Annotated in this window: 19 protein-coding genes; 11 read left to right on the forward strand and 8 right to left on the reverse strand. The window is 64.9% G+C overall.

Annotated elements, in window-relative coordinates:
• Nucleotides 1-15: 15 nt before the first annotated feature.
• Nucleotides 16-1,842 (reverse strand): extracellular solute-binding protein, encoded by a 1,827-nt coding sequence (locus ACVWY3_RS10680; protein ID WP_456838398.1) that lies wholly within the window; start codon nt 1,840-1,842, stop codon nt 16-18.
• Between the two features lie 283 nt (nt 1,843-2,125).
• Between ACVWY3_RS10680 and ACVWY3_RS10685 the strand changes: the two genes are divergently transcribed.
• On the forward strand, nt 2,126-2,944 hold the full coding sequence (locus ACVWY3_RS10685) for an invasion associated locus B family protein (RefSeq protein ID WP_456838399.1): 819 nt from the start codon (nt 2,126-2,128) through the stop codon (nt 2,942-2,944).
• A gap of 74 nt (nt 2,945-3,018) precedes the next feature.
• Here the strand turns inward: ACVWY3_RS10685 and hspQ are convergent, their stop codons facing one another.
• Nucleotides 3,019-3,351, reverse strand: coding sequence for a heat shock protein HspQ (gene hspQ / locus ACVWY3_RS10690; RefSeq protein WP_092290415.1), 333 nt, complete (start codon nt 3,349-3,351; stop codon nt 3,019-3,021).
• A gap of 106 nt (nt 3,352-3,457) precedes the next feature.
• On the opposite strand from hspQ, the gene ACVWY3_RS10695 reads away from it, so the two are divergent.
• Nucleotides 3,458-4,411: an AEC family transporter gene (locus ACVWY3_RS10695; RefSeq protein WP_456838400.1), complete on the forward strand. Its 954-nt coding sequence runs from the start codon at nt 3,458-3,460 to the stop codon at nt 4,409-4,411.
• 21 nt (nt 4,412-4,432) lie between these two features.
• On the opposite strand, the gene ACVWY3_RS10700 is transcribed toward ACVWY3_RS10695, so the two are convergent.
• Complete coding sequence (locus tag ACVWY3_RS10700; RefSeq protein WP_456838401.1) at nt 4,433-5,617, reverse strand: UbiH/UbiF family hydroxylase; 1,185 nt, start codon at nt 5,615-5,617, stop codon at nt 4,433-4,435.
• A gap of 88 nt (nt 5,618-5,705) precedes the next feature.
• Here ACVWY3_RS10700 and pcsA point away from each other — a divergent pair, with 88 nt between their 5' ends.
• The 3 genes from pcsA (at nt 5,706) to ACVWY3_RS10715 (ending at nt 8,254) form a co-directional block, all read left to right on the forward strand.
• Nucleotides 5,706-6,473: a phosphatidylcholine synthase gene (gene pcsA / locus ACVWY3_RS10705; RefSeq protein ID WP_456838402.1), complete on the forward strand. Its 768-nt coding sequence runs from the start codon at nt 5,706-5,708 to the stop codon at nt 6,471-6,473.
• Nucleotides 6,470-7,204, forward strand: a complete 735-nt coding sequence (locus ACVWY3_RS10710) for a TerC family protein (protein WP_456838403.1) — start codon at nt 6,470-6,472, stop codon at nt 7,202-7,204. Before pcsA ends, ACVWY3_RS10710 begins: the two co-directional genes overlap by 4 nt.
• Nucleotides 7,205-7,279: 75 nt before the next feature.
• Complete coding sequence (locus tag ACVWY3_RS10715; RefSeq protein ID WP_456838404.1) at nt 7,280-8,254, forward strand: quinone oxidoreductase family protein; 975 nt, start codon at nt 7,280-7,282, stop codon at nt 8,252-8,254.
• 117 nt (nt 8,255-8,371) lie between these two features.
• Here the strand turns inward: ACVWY3_RS10715 and ACVWY3_RS10720 are convergent, their stop codons facing one another.
• A complete protein-coding gene (locus ACVWY3_RS10720) occupies nt 8,372-9,562 on the reverse strand; it encodes an acetylornithine transaminase (RefSeq protein ID WP_456838405.1) in 1,191 nt (396 codons plus the stop codon).
• Nucleotides 9,563-10,012: 450 nt separating this feature from the next.
• Between ACVWY3_RS10720 and ACVWY3_RS10725 the strand changes: the two genes are divergently transcribed.
• Nucleotides 10,013-10,954: a hypothetical protein gene (locus ACVWY3_RS10725; protein ID WP_456838406.1), complete on the forward strand. Its 942-nt coding sequence runs from the start codon at nt 10,013-10,015 to the stop codon at nt 10,952-10,954.
• A gap of 235 nt (nt 10,955-11,189) precedes the next feature.
• Here the strand turns inward: ACVWY3_RS10725 and rimO are convergent, their stop codons facing one another.
• A complete protein-coding gene (gene rimO / locus ACVWY3_RS10730) occupies nt 11,190-12,515 on the reverse strand; it encodes a 30S ribosomal protein S12 methylthiotransferase RimO (RefSeq protein ID WP_456838407.1) in 1,326 nt (441 codons plus the stop codon).
• A gap of 111 nt (nt 12,516-12,626) precedes the next feature.
• Here rimO and ACVWY3_RS10735 point away from each other — a divergent pair, with 111 nt between their 5' ends.
• From ACVWY3_RS10735 to ACVWY3_RS10755, 5 genes are all read left to right on the forward strand, one after another.
• Entirely contained in the window at nt 12,627-13,217 is a 591-nt protein-coding gene (locus tag ACVWY3_RS10735) for an ANTAR domain-containing response regulator (protein WP_008564898.1), read from the forward strand.
• Nucleotides 13,214-14,377 carry a CmpA/NrtA family ABC transporter substrate-binding protein gene (locus ACVWY3_RS10740; RefSeq protein ID WP_456838408.1) on the forward strand — a complete coding sequence of 388 codons (1,164 nt, stop codon included), beginning with the start codon at nt 13,214-13,216 and terminating at the stop codon, nt 14,375-14,377. Before ACVWY3_RS10735 ends, ACVWY3_RS10740 begins: the two co-directional genes overlap by 4 nt.
• Before the next feature lie 335 nt (nt 14,378-14,712).
• Nucleotides 14,713-16,494, forward strand: coding sequence for a NirA family protein (locus tag ACVWY3_RS10745; RefSeq protein ID WP_456838409.1), 1,782 nt, complete (start codon nt 14,713-14,715; stop codon nt 16,492-16,494).
• Nucleotides 16,491-18,098 (forward strand): sulfite reductase subunit alpha, encoded by a 1,608-nt coding sequence (locus ACVWY3_RS10750; protein ID WP_456838410.1) that lies wholly within the window; start codon nt 16,491-16,493, stop codon nt 18,096-18,098. Before ACVWY3_RS10745 ends, ACVWY3_RS10750 begins: the two co-directional genes overlap by 4 nt.
• A 211-nt stretch (nt 18,099-18,309) precedes the next feature.
• Entirely contained in the window at nt 18,310-18,462 is a 153-nt protein-coding gene (locus ACVWY3_RS10755) for a hypothetical protein (protein ID WP_456838411.1), read from the forward strand.
• A gap of 106 nt (nt 18,463-18,568) precedes the next feature.
• On the opposite strand, the gene ACVWY3_RS10760 is transcribed toward ACVWY3_RS10755, so the two are convergent.
• Genes ACVWY3_RS10760 through pxpB form a run of 3 tightly spaced genes read right to left on the reverse strand, consistent with a single transcriptional unit; the run spans nt 18,569 to nt 21,132 of the window.
• The gene (locus ACVWY3_RS10760; protein WP_456838412.1) at nt 18,569-19,339 is read right to left on the reverse strand and encodes a LamB/YcsF family protein; all 771 of its coding nucleotides are present in this window, start codon (nt 19,337-19,339) and stop codon (nt 18,569-18,571) included.
• A gap of 27 nt (nt 19,340-19,366) precedes the next feature.
• Nucleotides 19,367-20,404, reverse strand: a complete 1,038-nt coding sequence (locus ACVWY3_RS10765) for a 5-oxoprolinase subunit C family protein (RefSeq protein ID WP_456838413.1) — start codon at nt 20,402-20,404, stop codon at nt 19,367-19,369.
• Complete coding sequence (gene pxpB, locus ACVWY3_RS10770) at nt 20,401-21,132, reverse strand: 5-oxoprolinase subunit PxpB (protein WP_456838414.1); 732 nt, start codon at nt 21,130-21,132, stop codon at nt 20,401-20,403. The genes ACVWY3_RS10765 and pxpB overlap by 4 nt, the downstream gene beginning before the upstream one ends.
• Nucleotides 21,133-21,272 lie beyond the last annotated feature (140 nt).

A 21,272-nucleotide genomic window follows, 5' to 3' on the forward strand; every position in this document is an offset into this window, starting at 1 on the left:
TTTGCTTGACTGGCTCTAAGGTGGCCCCTTCGACCACCAGGTCTCCGGCAGATAGCCGGACAGCGCGGTGGCCTCGGGCCGTTCTATCCGATTCCAGCGCGCGATCCATTGCTCGGATACGCTGAACAGGGGGATTGTGTAGAAGCCCGCGATCAGGGCGCGATCGAGCGCCCGCACCGCCGCGACGAATTCCGTATGATCACGGGCCTCCAGCAACGCGGCGATCATGGCGTCCACGGTGAGATCCCTGGCGCCCATGTAGTTGCGGGTCCCCGGATTGTCGGCTGCAGTGCTGCCCCAATAGAAATACTGCTCGTTGCCGGGCGAGAGCGACTGGTCCCAGCGGTTCTGGATCATGTCGAACTCGAAAGCGAGCCGGCGCTGGTCGAACTGCACAGGATCGACCGTGCGCACGTTTCCCGCAATGCCGGCGCGCTTGAGGTCGCGCTGGAACGCGAGCGCGATGCGCTCCTGGTCGCGGGTCGTCACCAGCATCTCGAAGGTGAAGGGGGCTTTCGTCGCGCGGTTGCGCAGCACGGTGCCGTCGAGATCCCAGCCGGCCTCCGACAACAGTTTCAGCGCAGCGCGCAGCGTGTTCCGGTCGCGGCCCGAACCGTCGGTGACGGGCAGGCGGTAGCTGCCGTCCATGATGTCGGGCGGGATCTGCGCGGCGAACGGCCTGAGCAGCTCGCGCTCGCGCGCATCCGCAGGTCGGCCATAGGCGGAGAGGTCGGAGCCGGCGAAATAGCCGGCGGCGCGCGAATAGAGGTTGAAGAAATAGTTGCGGTTGACCAGCTCGAAATCGAACAAAAGCGTCAGCGCCCGGCGCACGCGGATGTCGGCGAAGATCGGCCGCCTCGTGTTGAACACGAGGAATTCGGACGGCTGCGGCAGGCCCGGCTTGACGGTGTCGCGGATCACCTCGCCGCTTCTGGCGGCGGGAAAATCGTAGCCGTCGTGCCAGCGCAGGGGCTCGTGCTCGATGCGGAAATCGTAAAGGCCGCGTTTGAAGGCTTCGAACTGGCCATTGGCCTCGCGAAAATAGTCGAGCCTGATCTCGTCGAAATTGTAGAGCCCACGATTGATGGGGAGGTCGCGGCCCCAATAGTCGGGATTGCGCGTCAGCGTGACGCTGGCGCCCGGCTTCACCGCCGCGACGCGGTATGGGCCCGAGGCGATCGGGCCGGTCAGCGTCGTCTCCTCGAAGCTTGCGACATCGACGGCATGCTTCGGCAGGATCGGCATCAGGCCGAGGATCAGCGGCAGCTCGCGATCATTGGCACCTGTGAGGTCGAAGCGGACGGTGCGGGGATCGGATGCCTCGGCCTTGGCGACCTTGGCGTAATATTGCCGCAGGTTGGGACGGCCATGGTCGCGCAGCAGCTGCCAGGAGAAGAGCACGTCCTCGGCTTGCACAGGCTTGCCGTCGGAGAAGCGGGCGCGTGGGTCGAGACGGAACGTGACATAGCTGCGCTCGTCGTCGGTCTCGACGGTTTTGGCGAGCAGGCCGTAGAGCGTGAACGGCTCGTCCTGGCCGCGCGCCATCAGGCTCTCGACCACGTAGGCGCGGATCGGCTGCACGGCCAATCCCTTCACGATAAATGGATTGAGGCTGTCGAAGGTGCCGAGCATGCCCCAGGTCAGCCGGCCGCCTTTGGGGGCATCGGGATTGGTGTAGGGCATGTGGGTGAAATCAGCCGGCATCGCGGGCTTGCCGTGCATGGCGATGGCATGGGCTTCCTCGGCGCGCCCACCGCTTGCCGACAGGCTGACGATGAGCGCGAAGGCGAGGCTGCAAAGGCGGACACCGGGGCCCTCGAGCAGGCGCTGGAACATGAACATGCGGACACGTTGATTCGAGGACCAGTAGCCTTGAATCCTATCACAGGGTTTTTCCCCGGGCGCAGGCCAAGGACGGCTCAAAGCCCGGTCCTCAGTGCGGTCAAAGACGCTTGTCGGCATTGATCTTTTCGTCGGCCACGTTAAGAAGGCACGCAATCGCGCAAGAGCGTCGAGCCCGTCACTTATCCGCCTCATTTGACGGGGAGAGAGCCGCGCCCAAGGCGGCTAGGTTCGGCGCTTCGGAGCGGTTCGGGCACTTCCCGTTCAGAAAGGGTTTTCCGCAATGAATTTCCGTTACTTGGCCGCGTCCATCCGGCCGCGCGGGCAGCTTCTCGCCCTGTTGACGGCGACGGCGTTGGTCGTTCCGTTTGCCGCCGAGGCCCAGGCTCCTGCGCCGGCCCCGGGCGCGCCCGCGCCCAAGGCGACGCCGAAAGCTGCTCCGAAGGCTGCCCCCAAGGCTCCGGCGCCGGCGGCCCAGGCCCCCGCGCAGCAGGCTCCCGCCCAGGGCGCTCCGGCGCAGCAGGGCGCGGCGCAGCCCGCGGACCAGCAGATCCAGCTGATCTACGCCCCCTGGACCAAGTTCTGCCTCAAGGGCCAGGACGCCAATGCCAAGCAGGTCTGCTTCACCGGCAAGGACGGCCGCATCGAATCGGGCCAGCCGGTGATCGCGGCCGTGATCATCGAGCCGGAAGGCGAGCCCAAGAAGATCCTGCGCGTGACGCTGCCGCTCGGCATGCAGCTCGTCCACGGCACCCGCATCATCGTCGACAGCAATGCGCCGTTGCAGCAGCCGTACGTGATCTGCTTCCAGAACGGCTGCATGTCCGATTACGAGGCGACGCCCGAGCTCATCAACAGCATGAAGAAGGGCCAGAATCTCGTTGTCCAGGCGATCAATGCCAACGGCGCGCCCCTGACCCTGCCGCTGCCGCTCGCCGGCGAATTCCAGAAGGCCTATGACGGTCCGCCGACTGATCCGAAGGTGTTCGAGGAAAACCAGAAGAAGCTCCAGGAAGAGCTTCAGAAGAAGGCCGACGAGCAGCGCAAGAAGCTCGAGCAGAACGGTGGCGTCCCCGGCGCCGCGCCGGCCGGCCAGAAGTAATCGGGAGCAAATCCCGGATATGAAAAAGGCGCTCACATGAGCGCCTTTTTTGGGCCGGTTGCAGGCGGCGAAACTCAGTTCAGCGACGGATTACGCGGGCGATAGCCGCCGTCCTTGTTCTTGATGAAGATCTCGGCGACCTGCGAATGCCGGATCGGCTCGCCGGAATCATCCGGCAACAGATTCTGCTCGGAGACATAGGCGACGTATTCCGACTCCGCGTTCTCCGCGAGCAGGTGGTAGAAGGGCTGGTCCTTGTGGGGCCGCACCTCCTCGGGGATCGACAGCCACCACTCCTCGGTGTTGTTGAATTCAGGATCGATGTCGAAGATCACGCCACGGAATGAGAAGATCCGGTGGCGCACGACCTGTCCGATCTGGAATTTGGCGGTCCTCGCTTTAATCATCCCCCGTCGATAGACCAGGATTGTGGCCGATGCTAGTGCCCTGATCCGGAATTAACCTCCGCTTGCTGGGTGGATAGACCCCAAGTCTTCAGAAAACACTTCATTAATGGTCGATATCCTCAATCTCGCGTTACCTTATTTCGGCTTGATCTTCGTCGGATTTGCCTGCGGCAAGATCAAATCCCTGCCGGAATCAGGCCTCGCCTGGATGAACTTCTTTCTGCTCTACGTGTCGCTGCCGGCGCTGCTGTTTGCGATCATGTCGAAGACGCCGTTTGCCGAGCTGAACAACCCGCCGTTCCTGTTGGCGACGACACTATCGACAGTTGCGGCCTTCACGCTGGCGCTGGTCGTCGGCAAGGTCTTGGGGCGTCTCACGCTGCGCGAGGCGACGCTCGCGGGGCTCTCGGGCGGTTACGGCAATATCGGCTACATGGGTCCTGGACTTGCGCTGGCGGTGCTCGGGACCAAGGCGGCAGCGCCAACCGCGCTGATCTTCTGCTGCGACAGCATCTTCCTGTTCACTATCGTGCCGCTCCTGATCGAGCTCTCCGACCGCGACCATCCCTCGATCGGGCATGCCTTCGGCGTGGTGCTGAAGCAGATCGTGCTCAACCCGCTGATCATGTCGGCGTGCTTCGGTGCAGCCGTGGCGGCGCTGCATATCGAGCTGCCGGTCGCGCTCGACCGCACCATCACCTTTCTCCAGAACGCAGCCGCGCCGACCGCGCTGTTCGTGCTCGGCGTGACGGTGGCGCTGCGCCCATTCGATCGCGTACCCTGGGAGGTGCCCGGCGTGATCGCGGTCAAACTCCTGATCCATCCGCTCGCAGCGTTCGGCCTGATGCTGGCATTCGGCCCGTTCGCACAGCCTTGGGCTGCGACCGCCGTGCTCATGGCCTCGCTGCCGCCGGCGCTGAACGTGTTCGTCATTGCCCGCCAGAACGATGCCTGGATCGAATCGGCCTCCGTCGCGGTGCTGCTCGGCACATTTGCGTCCGTGGTCACGCTGACCAGCGTAATGTGGGCGATCCAGACCGGCCGGCTGGCGTTTCCTTGAGACGTGGCTACCTGCGCCAATCTACCTGCGCCACGTCGGCGTCAGGCCCTCGCGCATCGCAAATCGCCGGAGCGGGCCGATGGCACCTAACAGATGCATGCCGACGGCGCGGACCGGTTGCAGCGGCAGGAAGTCGTTCAGCAGAGAGCGGTTGGCGATGTCGATCGCAAAGGTCCGGCTCAAAATATCCGGGCGCCGGGCCCAGTCGTAGCGCTTGAGCACCTCGTCCGTGCCGGGGTCCTCGCCCGACGCGATGGCCTCGCCCGCGAGCCGGGCAATGTCGGCGGCATCGCGCAGGCCAAGGTTGAGACCCTGGGCCCCGATCGGTGGAACCACATGGGCGGCTTCGCCGACCAGCGCGATGCGGTCGCGGCCAAAGGATTTGGGGCGCTCGATCGCCAGCGGGAACAGGTTGCGGCCGGGCTCGACCGTCATGCGTCCCAGAATGGAATGCGACTGCTTCTCGATCGCGGTCGACAGCTCGTCATCGCTGAGGCCGCGCAGCCGTTCGGCGTCCGCCGGCGCCGATACCCAAACGATGCTCGAGCGATTGCCGGGCAGGGGCACGAATACGCAAGGCCCGTGGGGCGTGTGGAACTCGGTCGAGACGTTGCGGTGCGGGCGGGCATGGCCGACGTTGAAGGTCAGCGCGGTCTGGTTCAGCTCGCGCCGGGTGACCTCGATGCCGGCGGCTTCGCGGCACAGCGAATGCCGGCCGTCCGCGCCGACCACGAGCCGGGCCGAGAGGAATTGCGCGGAGGCGGTGCGGATCGCGACGTCATCAGCTTCGATGACGACGCTCTCGGCCTCGTCGTCGAACCGGATGAGATTGGGCAATTCGGCCGCGCGCGCTTCCAGCGCCAGCATCAGTGAGCGGTTGTCGATGTTGTAGCCGAACGCATCCAGTCCGATCTCGTGGCAGGAGAAACGCACCTCCGGCGCGCGGAACAGCCGGCCGGTGTCGTCGACGAGACGCATCACCTCGAGTCCGGCCGCCTTGTCCTTGCAGCGGGGCCAGACCTCGAGCGTCTCCAGAAGTTCGATGGAGGCACCGAGCAGCGCCGTCGTGCGGTTGTCGGCATAGGGCACGCGCCGCGCCACCAGCGCAGTCCGCGCGCCCGCCTGCGCCAATGCGATGGCCGCCGCGAGCCCGGCCGGCCCGCCGCCGATCACGGCTGCGTCAAACAGTGTCGATGCGTCTGTCATGGAGTGACAATTGACACGCCCCGCGGCAAATTCAAGCCCACCTATTTTTTCCCTGGTTTTATGACGAATTGCGCGGCCGAACGCCGCAATGGCTTATGTGCAAATCGGTCCCATTCTGATAGCAGAAGCCATGGATACCCAAGAGGATTCCCTGAAGCCGAGACCGGCGATGCGCGCCGCAGCCTTCTCGGTGCATATCTTCACCGCCTTCGGCGCCGCCATCGCGCTGTTGGCGATGCTCGAGGCCGTGCGCGAGCACTGGGCGGCGATGTTTCAGTGGCTGGGCGTCGCGCTCATCATCGACGCGATCGACGGTCCGATTGCGCGCCGGCTCGACGTGAAGAACGTGCAGCCGAACTGGTCGGGCGACGTGCTCGATCTCGTGGTCGACTTCGTCACCTATGTGTTCGTGCCGGCCTATGCGATCGTGGCCAGCGGGCTGCTGCTGCCCGTCGCAGCGCCCCTGCTCGGCGTCGCCATCATCGTCACCAGCGCGCTATATTTCGCCGATCTGCGCATGAAGGCCGACGACAACCATTTCCGCGGCTTCCCCGCGCTGTGGAATGCGGCGGCATTCTATCTGTTCCTGCTGCACTGGTCGCCGCTGTGGTCGACGCTGCTGGTCGCCGCCTTGGTGGTGCTGACCTTCGTGCCGTTCCACGTGCTGCATCCGGTCCGCGTCGTGCGGCTGCGCTGGCTGACGATGTCGCTGATCGCGATCTGGGCCGTGCTCGGCCTCTACGTGCTGGACATGGACTTTCGCGTCGGCACCGGCGTGACGGTCGCGATGTGTGCCATCGCGCTCTGGATCAGCTTCAGCGACGCCATGATCCGTCTGGTCAGATCCTTCGCATGATGCACCTCATCACCAGCCCCGAAGCCTGGGCCGCGCTGCTGACATTGACTGCGCTCGAGATCGTGCTCGGCATCGACAACGTCATCTTCCTGTCGGTGATCGTCTCGCGCATTCCCGAACAGCAGGCGCTCCGCGCCCGCCAGATCGGCCTCGCACTGGCGCTGGTCTTCCGCATCATCCTGCTCAGCGTGCTGGTCTGGCTGATCGGCTTGACCGCGCCGGTGTTCTCGCTCGCAGGTTACGACTTCTCCTGGCGCGACCTCATCCTGATCTGTGGCGGCGTGTTCCTGATCGCCAAGGCGACGCACGAGATCCATGCCGAGGTCGAAGCCGATGACAGCGAGGGCGATCAGAAGTCCGCCGGCAGCGCGTTCTTCTGGGTCATTGTGCAGATCATCGTCATCGACATCGTGTTCTCGCTGGACTCGATCATCACCGCGATCGGCATGGCGCGGGACATCGAGATCATGATCGCCGCCGTCGTGATCGCCTGCCTGATCATGTACATTTCGTCGGGGCCGGTATCGCGGTTCGTCGCGGAGCATCCGACCACCAAGATGCTGGCGCTCGCCTTCCTGGTGCTGATCGGCGTCGCGCTGGTCGCGGACGGATTCCATTTCCACATTCCGCGCGGCTACATCTATTTCGCAATTGCGTTCTCGGCGGCGGTCGAATTCTTCAACGTGCTGGCGAAGCGCAATCGCAGGAAATCCGGCAAGCCGTCCGCCTAGCCGCTTGGGCCAGCGTCGAGTTGACAAGGCGGGCGCGATGTCTTTCGCTGGTCTTGGAGAAGAGGAGGTCAGGTGATGACCAAAGCCGTCCGTGTGCACAAGGTCGGAGGCCCCGAAGCTCTGGTCTATGAGAGCATCGACGTGCCGGCGCCCGAGCCCGGCGAGGTGCGCATCCGTCAGCATGCGGTCGGACTCAACTTCATCGACGTCTATTACCGCACCGGCCTCTACAAGGCGCCGGGGCTGCCCTTCATCGCCGGCAACGAGGCTTCGGGCGAGGTCATAGCTGTCGGGCCCGGCGTGACGCATTTCCATCCCGGCGACCGCGTCGCCTATTATCACAATCTCGGCGCCTACACCGGCGAGCGCAACATCCCCTGGGAGAAGCTGGTCAAGCTGCCCGATCACATCACCCACGAGCAGGGCGCCGTGCTGATGCTGAAGGGGCTCACGGTCTGGTACCTGCTCCACAAGACTTTTCGAGTCGAGCCGCATCATCGCGTGCTGATCCATGCCGCGGCCGGCGGCATCGGCCTGTTGGCCTGCCAATGGGCGAGGGCGTTAGGGGCCCACGTCATCGGCACCGTCGGCTCGCGCGAGAAGGCCGAGCTTGCCGAGGCCAATGGCTGCGACCACGTCATCCTCTATAACGAGGAGGATTTTGTCGCGCGCGTGAAGCAGATCAGCCGCAACGAGGGTTGCGATGTCGTCTATGACGGCGTCGGCAAGGCGACGTTCCCGGGCTCGTTGTCCTGCCTGAAACCGCGCGGCATGTTCGTCTCCTTCGGCAATGCCTCGGGCCCCGTGCCGCCGTTCGCGATCGCTGAGCTCAACAATCACGGCTCGCTGTTCGCGACCCGGCCGAAGCTCAACGATTATGTCGGCACGCGCAAGGAGCTGCTCGAAGGTGCCGACACGCTGTTCGCCGCGGTCATCAACGGCAAGCTGCACGTGCCGATCAACCATGCCTACGCGCTCAAGGACGCCGCGAAGGCGCATATCGATCTCGAAAGCCGCAAGACCACGGGCGCCTCGATCTTGAAGCCGTAGGTCTCGACGTCGTTCCGGGCCGATGCAAAGCATCGAACCCGGAATCTCGAGAATCTCAGGCGCGCAATTGCGCACCATAGTTCGGCTCTTCGAGCCGCCCCGGAATGACGTGCCACCTCACGCGACACGCCGTGCCGCCCCAGCTTTCGTCAAGATGCCGTCGAGACAGTCGATCATCTCGGCGATCTCGGTTCGCGTGACGTTCAGCGCCGGCATGAAGCGCAAGGTGTCGACCTGCGGTGCGTTGAGGAGCACGCCTTGCTCGAACGCCTGCGCGACGATCCCCGGTGCGATCGGCAGCTTGAGATCGAGCGCGAGCAACAGGCCGCGTCCGCGGACGCCGCCGAGCCCGTGCCGGGCCGAGACCTTCTGCAGCTCGCTTTCAAGCAACAGGCCGGTCTCGGTGACCGTCTTCAGGAAGTCCGGCTTGCTGACCTCCTCGAGCACGGCAAGCCCGGCTGCGCACATGATCGGGTTGCCATTGAACGTGCCGCCCTGGTCGCCATGCTCGAAGCAGGAGGCGCGTTCGGTCGCGAGCAGCGCGGCGAGTGGCACGCCGCCGCCGATGCCCTTGCCGAGCGTCATGATGTCGGGCGCAATGCCTGTGTGCTCATGGTGGAAGAGCTTTCCGGTCCGGCCCATGCCGGTCTGGATCTCGTCAAGAATGAGCAGCAGGCCGTGCTCTTCAGTGAGCGCGCGCAGCTCTTGCAGGAACTGATCGCTCGCCGGCCATACGCCGGATTCACCCTGGATCGGCTCGAGCATCACGGCGACGGTGTTGGCGTTGATCAGCTTCTCGACCGAGCCGATGTCGTTCAGCTTCGCCTTCTTGAAGCCCGATACCTTCGGCTCGAACAGCGGCTCAAAGGCCTTCTTGCCCGAGGCCGACATCGTTGCCAGCGTCCTTCCATGGAAGCCGCCTTCGAAACTGATGATCTCGAACGCGCCGTTCCTGTGCAGGCTGCCATATTTGCGCGCGAGCTTGATCGCGCCCTCATTGGCTTCCGCACCCGAATTGGCAAAGAACACCTGGTCGAACGCGCTGTTTTCGACCAGCGCGGCGGCGAGCTTCAGGCTCGGCTCGTTGTAGAACGCCGGACTTGGCGTCAGCAGCCGCTTCGCCTGCGACGCGAGCGCGTCGGCGATCGCCGGCGGGGAGTGGCCGAGGCAGTTCACGGCCCAGCCCTGCACGAAATCGAGATAACGCTTGCGGCCGTCGTCCCAGAGGTAGGAGCCCGCGCCGCGGACGAACACGGCCTTCGGCCGTGCGGTGATGTCCATCAGCGCGTCGTAGGGATGCGTCGTCATGTCGAACTCCTCTGGAGGCGGGTGAAAAGGGGCGCAAAAAGCAGAAAGGCCGCACCTTGCGGGTGCGGCCTTCTCGAAAACTCGGCTGAAATTTTAGCGGTTCAGCGGCGTCGTCGGACAAGGCGCACCCTCTCATCGTCGCGGAAGCGACGACGGAGCATTTCGGTGCGCTGATGGGTCCGAGCGTTGATCATGGGGCGCGTCCCTACAGCCGATTGGCCGCGCTTGTCAAGCGGCTCATTTGCGCGATGCTCGCCGAGCGTGTGGCGGCGAAGCTCCATGCGCAGCGTCGTCACGGCCAGCGGTCCTAGGACGCGCGTGTCATTTTGATTGCCGCGCAGAAACAAACGAGCCTCTAGCGCGTTTGTGATCGAGGGACGCGAATTGGTTCGAACCGGACGTGCGACGGAACCGACCAAGAGGGGCGGGCCAACCAGACAGTTTTCAGCCTTGTCCGACACGCCTTACCCGATCGACCTCGACAGCATTCGCGGCGCGTTTCCGCCGGGCATCGACGCGTTGCCGCTGCTGGTCGAGTTCGCCGGCTGGCTGAAGGGGCGCCCCTGGGGCAGCGTCGGCTGCTTCTCCCTGCAAGGCCAGTTCTCCGACCATGCGCCGATCATCGACGGCAGTCCCTTGCGCGACAGGTTCTCGCTGTTCATGCGGCTGCCGGACGGCTCGGCCGTCGGCGGCTGGTATGGCGCCGGCCTCGATCGCGACAACCCGCCGATCGTGGGGCTGGGATCGGAGGGCGATTACGAGCTGCTGGCGCCAAGCCTCGACGCGCTGCTGGCAAAGTTGACGTCTCAGCAGTTCGACAAGGCCTGGAGCGATCTCAAGCCGCGTGACGAGGTCGAGCCCCAGACAGTCGAGCTTGCGCGCTGGCTCGCGGAGCGGCCGGCTGGCGAGCCCGTGGCGAGCGATGATGCGCCTTCCGAATTGCCCGACTTCCGCGGCTTCGTCGAAAAATGGAGCCGCGACCGCGAGGACTATTGGGCCAATCACCGCCTGATGGCCGAACTCGGCTGGCGGCTCGCCGCGCATCTGCCGAAAGGCAAGAACCCCTGGGACAAGACCCATTTCGAGGTCGCGATCGTCGGCAAGCAATACGAGGCGCGCGTGCTGTCGCGCGGGCCGCAGCCGTTCGAGGAAGCCGCCTCGATCGAATCCCTGCTGCGCGATCTGCGCGAGGAGATGCGCAGCGCGCAGCCCGAGCTTGGGTTGTGGTATGCCATGAAATTCGGCCTCTATGCCGATGGCCGCGTCATGCCCAATTTCGAATACGACGTCCGCCCGATGATAGACGGCGAGCCCGCGCAGCTCTCCGAGGCGAAAGCCGATCTCGCCCGCGCCCCGCGCCCGGAGCGCTGGGTGCCGAAATGGCTGGCGTGACGGTATCCACATCGTCATCGCGGACGCCGTGAAGCGGGAAAGCATCTCCGTCATCCTGAGGTGCGAGGCTTGTGATGCGAAAGCATCGCAAGCGGAGCCTCGAAGGATGAGCGGCCGGGATGCGGCCGGGCCGTCGTCCTTCAAGGCGCTCTACGGCGCGGTCGCGCCGCAGCGCGAGCGCCTCGGGATGACAGTGATGGAGCGGTGGTCGCTTCGCTCGCGATGACCGAGAACGTCAGAACCCCGCGACGCTGCCGTGCAGATCGTATTCGTCGGCACGCTCGATCTTCGCAGTGACGATCTCGCCGACGCGCAGGGGCCGGCGGCTCGATAGGTACACCGCACCGTCGATCTCGGGCGCATCGGCCTTGGAGCGACCCTTCGCAACCGTCGGGCCGACCTCGTCGATGATGATCTGCTGGCGCGTGCCGACCTTGCGCTTCAGCCTTCGCGCGGAGATCTTCTGCTGGCGGGCCATCAGCGCGTTGTACCGCTCCTGCTTGACCTCTTCCGGCACCGGGTTCTCGATCGCCTTCGAGGTCGCGCCCGCAACCGGCTCGTATTTGAAGCAGCCGACGCGGTCGATCTCGGCTTCATCGAGCCAGTCGAGCAGATAGGCGAAATCGGCATCGGTCTCGCCGGGGAAGCCGACGATGAAGGTCGAGCGCAGCGCCAGATCGGGGCATTCCTCGCGCCAGCGCTTGATGCGCGCCAGCGTTTTGTCCTGCGCCGCCGGACGCTTCATCGCCTTCAGCACCTCGGGGCTTGCGTGCTGGAACGGGATGTCGAGATAGGGCAGCACCTTGCCCTCGTTCATCAGCGCGATGACCTCGTCGACATGCGGGTAGGGGTAGACATATTGCAGCCGGACCCAGGCGCCGAGCTCGCCGAGCTCGCGCGCGAGGTCGAGGAATTTGGCGCGGACCTGGCGGTCCTTCCACGGGCTCTCGGCATATTTGAGATCGACGCCATAGGCCGAGGTGTCCTGCGAGATCACCAGCAGCTCCTTGACGCCGGCGCCGACCAGCCGCTCGGCCTCGCGCAGCACGTCATTGGCCGGGCGCGAGACGAGATCGCCGCGCAGCTTCGGGATGATGCAGAAGGTGCAGCGGTTGTTGCAGCCTTCGGAGATCTTCAAATATGCGTAGTGCCGCGGCGTCAGCTTGATGCCCTGCGGCGGCACCAGGTCGAGATGGGGATTGTGTGCGGGCGGCAGCGCGCGGTGCACGGCATCGAGCACGCTCTCATATTGCTGCGGGCCGGTGATGGAGAGCACGCCGGGATAGGCCTCTTCGATCGCTTCCGGCTCCGCGCCCATGCAGCCGGTCACGATCACCCTGCCGTTCTCGGCCATGGCCTCGCCGATCGCCGAGAGCGATTCCTGCTTGGCGCTGTCGAGGAAGCCGCAGGTGTTGACGATGACGATGTCGGCCCCGTCATGCTTGCGGGCGAGCTCGTAGCCCTCCGCGCGCAGGCGCGTGATGATGCGCTCGGAATCCACCAATGCCTTGGGACACCCGAGCGAAACGAAGCTGACCTTGGGCGCAGCCGTCTGATCCATATCCAAATCTGCCTGATTGACGGGCTTGAGCTAGTCCCAATTGCCCATAATTACAACCCTTTGCATCGCCCCCGGGCATGCTATGGATGAATCACCCGCCGTGAGTGAGCCATGAGCGCCGAACAGTCGCCCAAAATCGTGATTGTCGACGAAAGCCCGATCCGGGCTGCGATCCTCGAGGAGGGGTTGCGGGAGGCGGGATTCACGCAAGTCGTCCATATCCGCGAGATGCAGAGCCTCCTGGCCCGTATTTATGCGGTCGACCCCGATATCATCCTGATCGATCTGGAAAACCCCAGCCGCGACGTGCTGGAGGCGATGTTCCAGGTCAGCCGCGCCGTGAAGCGGCCGATTGCGATGTTCGTGGACCAGAGCGATTCCGCCTCGATCCAGGCCTCGGTCGAGGCGGGCGTCTCCGCCTACATCGTCGACGGGCTCAAGAAGGAGCGCATCAAGCCGATCCTCGACCTCTGCGTGTCCCGCTTCAACGCCTTCGCGAAACTTCAGGAGGAGCTGGAGCGCACCAAGTCGCAGCTCGAGGACCGCAAGATCATCGAGAGGGCCAAGGGCATCCTGATGAAGGTGAAGGGCCTCACCGAGGACGAGGCCTATGTGCTGCTGCGCTCCACCGCGATGCGCGAGAAGAAGAAAATCGGCGAGATCGCCCAGTCGATCATCACCGCGTCGGAGATGCTGAAATGACCGCTCCCCTCCGCATCGGGTTCATCCCGCTGGTCGATGCTGCAGCCCTGATCGTCGCCGTCGACAAGGGCTTTGCCGCCGCCGAGGGCCTCGAGGTCGAGCTGGTGCGCGAGGTGTCCTGGTCCAACGTCCGCGACAAGCTCAATATCGGCCTGTTCGATGCCGCGCATCTGCTCGCGCCGGTGGCGATCGCATCCTCGCTCGGACTCGGCCACGTCAAGGTGCCGATCGCCGCGCCGTTCAATCTCGGCATCAACGGCAATGCGATCACGGTCTCGCCGGCGCTGCATGCCGCGCTGATGGAGCAGATCGACGGCGACCGCTTCGATCCGCTCGCCACCGCCAAGGCGCTGGCAAAGGTCGTTGCCATCAGGCGCAAGGCCGGGGCCGATCCGTTGACCTTCGGCATGACCTTCCCGTTCTCGACCCACAATTACCAGCTGCGGTTCTGGATGGCCGCGGCCGGCGTCGATCCGGACGAGGACGTGCGCCTCGTCGTGCTGCCGCCGCCCTTCATGGTCGACAGCCTCAGGAACGGCCATGTCGATGCGTTCTGCGTTGGTGCGCCCTGGAACTCGATCGCGGTCGATCTCGGCATCGGCCACATCCTGCATTTCTCCTCCGACATCCTGGCCCGTGCCGCGGAGAAGGTGCTGGCGCTTCGCCAGGTCTGGGCCGACAAGCGCCCGGACGTGGTTGCAGCCCTGGTGCGCGCGGCGGTGAAGGCGGCCGAGTTCATCGAGGAGCCGGCGAACCTGACCGAGGCGGCGCAGATCCTGGCACAGCCCGAACGGATCGGCGTCGACGTCGAGGTGATCCAGCGGACGCTGGTCGGGCGCCTGAAGATTTCCCCTGACGGCACCTTGCGCGAGAGCGGCCGCTACCTGCTGGTCGGACGTGAAGGGGCAGGGCGCCCGGATCCGGTCCAGGCGGCCTGGCTCTATGCGCAGATGGTGCGCTGGGGGCAGACGGCGCTGACTCCGGATGGCGTCAAAACGGCGATGGCCGTGTTCAGGCCCGATCTCTACGATGCAGCCGTTGGCCGCCGGCCGCCCGATGAAGCGCCCGCAGGGCTCGGTGCCTTCGCGGGCCCGGTGTTCGATCCCGGAAACATTTTGGGGCACCTGAAGGCGTTCGACGTGGGGCTCTGGAAAGCCTGATTCGCAATTGCCTACGTTTTGGGCAATTCAATTCATCGACTAGATTTTAGGCTGACTGCTCGAATTTCATGAGAGGTTCGAGGTCGGTTCCTTTCGGACGCTTCCGTAATTGACTGAAAATACTCGCGTTTTCATTTCGTGGAAGCTGGCACGCAACTTGTATGTTGCAGTGCGGCCAGCTTGTCACAGATGCCTGCTGAGCCGAGTCCCGCAGCAACGAAGCTGATCGGACCGTTGGGCAGCAAAGCCGGCTCCAGAGCCAGCTGCGTGCCTCGCGGGTCGCGCCAATGTCCGTCGATGCCACCGAGGTGGCCGCAGGAGCTTCGTTACCGACCATGAAACTCGATACCGTCTCAGTCGACTTTACCGACGAGCAGAAGCGCTATCTCGAAGGTTTTACGACCGGCCTTCAGATCAGCCGCGTCGGTCGCGGTCTCGGCGGGGGCGCCGGCAAGGCGACCGCCGAGCCTGTTGGCCCCGATGCCGTGCACATCAAGGCGCAGGACAAGGTGATCGCCGCGGGCAAGAAGCTCGCCGACCAGGAAAAATTCAAGCGCGACGAGCATCCCTTCGATGCCTATTCGCGGCTACGTCAGCAGGCGCTCGACAACGCGCCGCCGAGTCCGGCGGACAATTTCCGCTGGCGCTATTACGGCATCTTCTATGTCGCGCCGACGCAGGACTCCTACATGTGCCGCCTGCGCATCCCGAACGGCATCATGAAGCATTGGCAACTGTCGGGCCTGGCCGATCTCGCCGACGAGCTCTGCGGGCCCTACAGCCACGTCACGACGCGCGCCAATCTTCAGCTGCGCGAAATCCCGCCGAAGCACGCGATCAAGCTGATCGAGGGCATCCAGGACCTCGGCCTGTGCTCGCGCGGCTCCGGCGCCGACAACATCCGGAACGTGACGGGAACGCCGACCGCCGGCATCGATCCGCAGGAAATCATCGACACGCGGCCCTATGCGCGCGAGTGGCACTACCACATCCTCAACGACCGCTCGCTCTACGGCCTGCCGCGCAAGTTCAACGTCGCCTTCGACGGTGCCGGCAGGATCGCGGTGCTGGAGGAGACCAACGACATTGCCTTCACGGCGTATGAGGTGAAGGACGGTTTCGGCGTCGAGCCGGGCGTATGGTTTCGTCTGGGCCTCGGCGGCATCACCGGTCACAAGGACTTTGCAAAATACTCCGGCATCATCGTCAAGCCGGAGCAGGCGACTGCCGTCGCGGATGCCATCGTGCGCGTCTTCATCGACCATGGCGACCGCACCAACCGCAACAAGGCGCGGCTGAAATACGTGCTCGACGCCATGGGCCATGACGGCTTCCTCAAGCTGGTCGAGGAGCGGCTGAAGACGCCGTTCACGCGCGTGCCGGAGGAGGCGTTTCTGCCCCGGCCCGCCGCCGACCGCATGGCGCATATCGGCGTGCACAAGCAGAAGCAGGACGGCCTCAACTGGATCGGCGTGTCGCTGACGCTCGGCAAGCTCAGCAGCGACCAGATGCGGGGTCTCGCAAAAGTTTCGCGGGATCTCGGCGACGGCGAGATCCGCCTGACCGTCTGGCAGAACCTGCTGATCTCAGGGGTACGCGATGAGAATGTCGAGCTCGCCATCGCCGCGATCAAGCAGATCGGGCTCGCGGTCGAGGCCTCGCATATCCGTGCCGGCCTGATTGCCTGCACCGGCAATGCCGGCTGCCGTTTCGCGGCGTCCAACACCAAACGCAATGCCGCCGAGATCGGCGACTGGTGCGAGCCGCGCGTTGCGATGGACAAGCCTGTCAACATCCATCTGACCGGCTGCCACCATTCCTGTGCGCAGCACTACATCAGCGACATCGGCCTGATCGGCGCGCGGGTGCCGATCAATGAGGAGGACACCGTGGAGGGCTATCACCTCTTCACCGGCGGCGGGTTCGGCCCCGACGCCGATGTCGGGCAAGAGGTCTATCACGACCTCAAGGCCGAGGACGCGCCGAAGACGGTCGAGGCGCTGCTCAAGGCCTATCTCGCTCATCGCTCTTCCCCTGATGAAACCTTCCTCTCCTTCGCGCGCCGCCATGACGGCGAGACGCTGCGCAAGCTTGCCGATGCACAGGTGTCCGCATGAACCAGATCACGCCTCCGCCGAAGCTCGATATCATCCCCGCCAGCGCGCCGTTCTCCGACGCGCAGCGCTCCTGGCTCAACGGCTTCTTTGCCGGGCTGCTGTCGCCTGATGCCGCAACGCCGTTGTCGGCGGAGCAGGGCGCCGCCGTCATGCAAAGCGGTGACGGCGACGATGGCGAAGCGCCGTGGCACGACCAGACCATGCCGATCGCCGATCGGATGAAACTCGCCGAGGGCCGCCCCTTGCGCCGCAAGATGATGGCGGCGATGGCGCAGCAGGATTGCGGCCAGTGCGGCTACAATTGCCACGACTATTCCGAGGCGATCGCGAGCCGCAGCGAGGCGCGGCTCAATCTCTGCGTCCCCGGCGGCAAGGAAACCGCGCGGATGCTGAAATCGCTATACGAGGAGCTGGACAAGGCGCCCGCGGCGAAATCGCCTGAGAACTCGGATGCAGTCGCCGCGCCCGCCGTGACCGTGACCATCGCCGAGCCCGGCCGCTCGCGCGACAATCCGGCCCAAGCGACCTTCCTGTCGCGGCGTCTTCTCAACAAGGGCAAGTCGGAGAAGGAGACCTATCACGTCGAGTTCGACCTCTCCGAGAGCAAGCTCGACTATGTCGTCGGTGACAGTTTTGGCGTGTTCGCGCGCAACGATGTCGGCCTAGTCGACCAGATCATCGCGCTGCTCGGCGCTTCCCACACCACCAAGGTGAACGGCAAGACGCTGCGCGAGGTCTTGATCGACGACGTCTCGCTGTCGCCGGCACCAGACTCGCTGTTCGAACTGATCTCCTTCATCACCGGCGGCGCGCAGCGCGAGAAGGCGCGGGCGCTCGCGCAGGGCGAGGACCCCGATGGCGATGCCGCGACGCTCGACGTCATGGCGGCGCTGCAGAAGTTTTCCGGGACGCGGCCGCATCCCGAAGCGTTCGTCGAGGCGCTGGAGCCGCTGCAGCCGCGGCTCTATTCGATCTCGTCCTCACACAATGCGACGCCGGGAAAACTGTCGCTGACGGTCGATTCCGTGCGGTACGTCATCGGCAAGCGCAAGCGTGTCGGCGTCGCCTCGACCTTCCTCGGCGAGCGCATCACTGAGGGCGAGAAGCTCAAGGTCTATGTGCAGAAGGCGCACAATTTCGGCCTGCCGCAGGATCCGAAGATTCCCATCATCATGGTCGGGCCCGGCACCGGCATCGCGCCGTTCCGCGCCTTCCTGCTCGATCGCAAGGCGACCGGCGCGCCCGGCAAGAACTGGCTGTTCTTCGGCCACCAGCGCAGCGATTGCGATTTCTTTTACCAGGAAGAGCTCAATGCGATGAAGACCTCGGGGCTTCTGACGCGCCTGTCGCTGGCCTGGTCGCGCGACGGCGAGAAGAAGTTCTACGTGCAGGACCGCATGCGCGAGGTCGGCCGCGAATTGTGGACTTGGCTCGCCGAGGGCGCGCATTTCTACATCTGCGGTGATGCCAAGCGCATGGCCAAGGACGTCGAGCGCGCGCTCGTCGACATCGTCGCCCAATTCGGCGCACGCTCGACCGACGAGGCCGTCAGTTTCGTCGCCGAGCTCAAAAAGACCGGCCGCTTCCAGGCTGACGTCTACTGAGCCGCGAGGAGCTGTCACTCCAGTGTCATCGGAGCCGGTTCCAACTGGCTCCGAATTTAACGAATAGGACTCTCGGAACCCGCAGGTGAAGAGAATTTGCATCTGCAACGGGGCGGGTCTGGAGAACTCTCATCGCTATTTCCGCCGCCGTCTTGCCTCCCGCCAGGGTTGATCCTTCATACTCCCGCAAATGGGGCGTTGGAGATCGACCATGCGCGAACTATCGGCGGAAGCTAGGCTGCATTTCTACGCGCGCTCGCTCTCGCGTCGGACCCGGACGAGCATGCATCACGTCGCGCTCTACAGCGCATTTGCCGTTATCGCGGCGATCGTGTTCGGCACCCTGTCAGGGCATCCGTTCTAAAGGCGTCGTTCCGGGGCGGCGAAGCCGACCCGGAACCTCGAGATTCTCAGGTGCGCAGTTGCGCACCATAGTCTGATGCTTCGCATCATCCCGAATTCGACAAACCTCACGTCCCGCGCTTGAACGGCGCCACCTCGATCCCCGCATCCTTCAACGCCTGGCGCAACCCCCGCGCGATGTCGACCGCGCCGGGCGTATCGCCATGGATGCACACCGTGTCCGTGCGCATCTTGATGACCTTGCCCGTCACCGACACCACCGCGCCGTCCTGCACCATGCGCACCACGCGGTCGGCGATCACTTTGGCGTCGTGCAGCACCGCGCCGGGCTTCTTGCGCGAGACGAGATTGCCGTCGTCCTCATAGGCGCGGTCGGCGAACACCTCGTGCACCAGCGGCAGGTTGGCGTCCTCGCCGGCCTTCACCAGCTTCGAATTGGCGAGCACGACGAAGATCAGGTTGGGATCGACTGCCCTAATGCCGGCGGCGATCGCTTTCGCCGTCATGTCGTCCTCGCAGGCGACGTTGGAAAGCGCGCCATGCGCCTTCACATGCGTCACCTTGTGGCCGGCCGCGGTCGCGATGGCCTGCAACGCGCCGATCTGGTAGGCGACGAGGTTCTCGATCTCGGAGGCCTTCAGGCCCGCGATTGGATGCCGGCCGAAGCCATGCAGGTCGCGGTAGCCGGGATGGGCGCCGACCGAGACGCCGCGGGCCTTCGCCAGTTCAACCGTCCGGCGCATGATGTCGGGGTCGCCGGCATGGAAGCCGCAAGCGACGTTGACCGAACTTGCGAGCTCGATCATGGCGGCGTCGTTGCCCATCTCCCAGGCGCCAAAACCTTCACCGAGGTCGCAATTGAGATCGATCGTCTTCATGGGGTGCTCCTCTGGTCTTCTTGTCGTTTACGGCTCCGCCGCGACCTGCCACGTCCCGGCATCCATCGCGTTCACTGCGTACCCCGCAACGTTAGCATCGCCGAGCGCCGCGATGTTGAGCTCGACCGTGTCGGAGGAGCGCAGCCGATCCGGAAGGTTCTTGATCAGCTGCGCAAACTTGCGCGCCTCGTCCTGCGCCTCGGCCATGGTGACCTCAAGGAAGCGGAACGCTGTTCCCGCCGAGGTCTGCGCGAGCCGGCCGAGATCGGCCGTGATCACGGTCGCGATCTTGGGGTAGCCGCCGGAGGTGCCGCGGTCCATCATCAGCGCAATCGGCGCGCCGTTGCCCGGCACCTGGATGCTGCCGTTCACCGTGCCGTCGGAGACGATGTTGTGGCCGTGCAGATGCTTGATGGCGGGACCTTCGAGCCGATAGCCCATGCGGTCGGAGGTCGCCGAGATCTTCCACTCGCTCTGCAGAAACAGCGCCTTGTTGGCGTCGTCGAACTCGTCGTCCTGCGGACCCATCACGACGCGGATCGGACCTGGCGCACGCTTCGGCAGCTCAATGCGCAGCTCCGGCGCGCCGCTCGCAGCATCGACCATGAACTCGTCGCCGGCCTGCAGGGGGCGCGGATAGGGGCTGCCGAGCCCGGCGCGGGCATTCACCGCGAGGCTGCCGAACACCTGCTCGCCCTTGATCGCGCCTTCGATCGCGAGATAGGTGAACGCGCCGCCGCGGGCAAAGCCGAGCGTGAGCGTCTCGCCGTCCTTCAGCGTCACCGATGTGTCCATCGCGACCGGCTTGCCGGCAATATCTGCATTGCGCGGCGCACCCGCGATCGCGACGCGCACGGCGCCATCCTTCGCGGTAAACGTTGCGCCGAACGGGCCGATCTCGACCGCGGCTGCAAACGGATCGTTACCGACCAGCGTGTTCGCCGCGGCCAGCGATAGCCGGTCCATCGCACCGCTGACCGTCAGGCCATAACGCTGTGCGCCGTGGCGGCCGCCGTCCTGGACGGAGCTTGCGGGACCAATGCTGGCGACGATGAGCCGGCTCATGCGTCGACCTGCTCGGCGATGATCTCGCCGGCCTCGGCGGCGCGGTCCAGCTCCTCGAACGTGTTGTGGTCGATGGCGAAAAACGTCACGCGATCACCGGGTTCGGTGAGAAAGGTCGGATTACGATGGAGCTGATAGGTTCGCACCGGCGTGCGGCCGAGCAGGTGCCATCCGCTGGGCGCGGCGAGGCACTGGATGCCGGCCTGGATGCCGCCGATCGAAATCGTGCCGGCCGGCGTCAGCACCCTCGGCGACTGCCGCCGCGACATGTGCAGGGATTTGTCGAGCCCGCTGAGATAGGACCAGCCCGGCGTGAAGCCGATCATCGCAACCTTGTAGTCGCCGCCGACGTGCCGGGCGACGACGTCGTCGGGCGTGGTGTTCAGCGCTTTTGCGACATCCTCGAGGTCGATGCCATGCTCGCCGCCATAGGCGACCGGAATGCGCCAGCGCCGCGCCTTGGTGGCGGGCGGCAGCGGCTGGGTGGCGATCGGCAGGAGCTTTTCGGCGAGCGCCTCGAAGCCGATCCTGCAGGGATCGTAATGAACCAGCAGCGAACGATAGGTCGGCACGGTCTCGGTGATGCCGTCGATGGGGCTTGCCGCGAGCGCCTTATCGAGCGCCAGCACGCGCTGGTTGGCGTCGTCGTCGATGGTGCGGCTGAACTCGACCGTGACGGCGCTGTCGCCACTGGGCAGAAGGCGGGGCGGGGGGAGCGTCGCGGCCATGGGCTGTCGCAGAGCTGTCGAAATCGGGCTTCTCGGAAAACGCGGGCTCGCCCTTGAGTTCCGCGTTTCCCTGCTTCGCGTAAATGCGCTCGCAAGTCCAATAAATTAATGCAAGGGGAGGCGATAAAGCCTTGTTATCG

Source organism: Bradyrhizobium sp. USDA 4486 (genome assembly GCF_054057995.1).

Bases quoted from the DNA above. Each gene is read 5' to 3' on its own strand.
- ACVWY3_RS10680 (WP_456838398.1), bottom strand. From the start codon at position 1,842: ATGTTCATGTTCCAGCGCCTGCTCGAGGGCCCCGGTGTCCGCCTTTGC.
- ACVWY3_RS10685 (WP_456838399.1), top strand. From the start codon at position 2,126: ATGAATTTCCGTTACTTGGCCGCGTCCATCCGGCCGCGCGGGCAGCTT.
- hspQ (WP_092290415.1), bottom strand. From the start codon at position 3,351: ATGATTAAAGCGAGGACCGCCAAATTCCAGATCGGACAGGTCGTGCGC.
- ACVWY3_RS10695 (WP_456838400.1), top strand. From the start codon at position 3,458: ATGGTCGATATCCTCAATCTCGCGTTACCTTATTTCGGCTTGATCTTC.
- ACVWY3_RS10700 (WP_456838401.1), bottom strand. From the start codon at position 5,617: ATGACAGACGCATCGACACTGTTTGACGCAGCCGTGATCGGCGGCGGG.
- pcsA (WP_456838402.1), top strand. From the start codon at position 5,706: ATGGCTTATGTGCAAATCGGTCCCATTCTGATAGCAGAAGCCATGGAT.
- ACVWY3_RS10710 (WP_456838403.1), top strand. From the start codon at position 6,470: ATGATGCACCTCATCACCAGCCCCGAAGCCTGGGCCGCGCTGCTGACA.
- ACVWY3_RS10715 (WP_456838404.1), top strand. From the start codon at position 7,280: ATGACCAAAGCCGTCCGTGTGCACAAGGTCGGAGGCCCCGAAGCTCTG.
- ACVWY3_RS10720 (WP_456838405.1), bottom strand. From the start codon at position 9,562: ATGACGACGCATCCCTACGACGCGCTGATGGACATCACCGCACGGCCG.
- rimO (WP_456838407.1), bottom strand. From the start codon at position 12,515: ATGGATCAGACGGCTGCGCCCAAGGTCAGCTTCGTTTCGCTCGGGTGT.
- ACVWY3_RS10735 (WP_008564898.1), top strand. From the start codon at position 12,627: ATGAGCGCCGAACAGTCGCCCAAAATCGTGATTGTCGACGAAAGCCCG.
- ACVWY3_RS10740 (WP_456838408.1), top strand. From the start codon at position 13,214: ATGACCGCTCCCCTCCGCATCGGGTTCATCCCGCTGGTCGATGCTGCA.
- ACVWY3_RS10745 (WP_456838409.1), top strand. From the start codon at position 14,713: ATGAAACTCGATACCGTCTCAGTCGACTTTACCGACGAGCAGAAGCGC.
- ACVWY3_RS10750 (WP_456838410.1), top strand. From the start codon at position 16,491: ATGAACCAGATCACGCCTCCGCCGAAGCTCGATATCATCCCCGCCAGC.
- ACVWY3_RS10755 (WP_456838411.1), top strand. From the start codon at position 18,310: ATGCGCGAACTATCGGCGGAAGCTAGGCTGCATTTCTACGCGCGCTCG.
- ACVWY3_RS10760 (WP_456838412.1), bottom strand. From the start codon at position 19,339: ATGAAGACGATCGATCTCAATTGCGACCTCGGTGAAGGTTTTGGCGCC.
- ACVWY3_RS10765 (WP_456838413.1), bottom strand. From the start codon at position 20,404: ATGAGCCGGCTCATCGTCGCCAGCATTGGTCCCGCAAGCTCCGTCCAG.
- pxpB (WP_456838414.1), bottom strand. From the start codon at position 21,132: ATGGCCGCGACGCTCCCCCCGCCCCGCCTTCTGCCCAGTGGCGACAGC.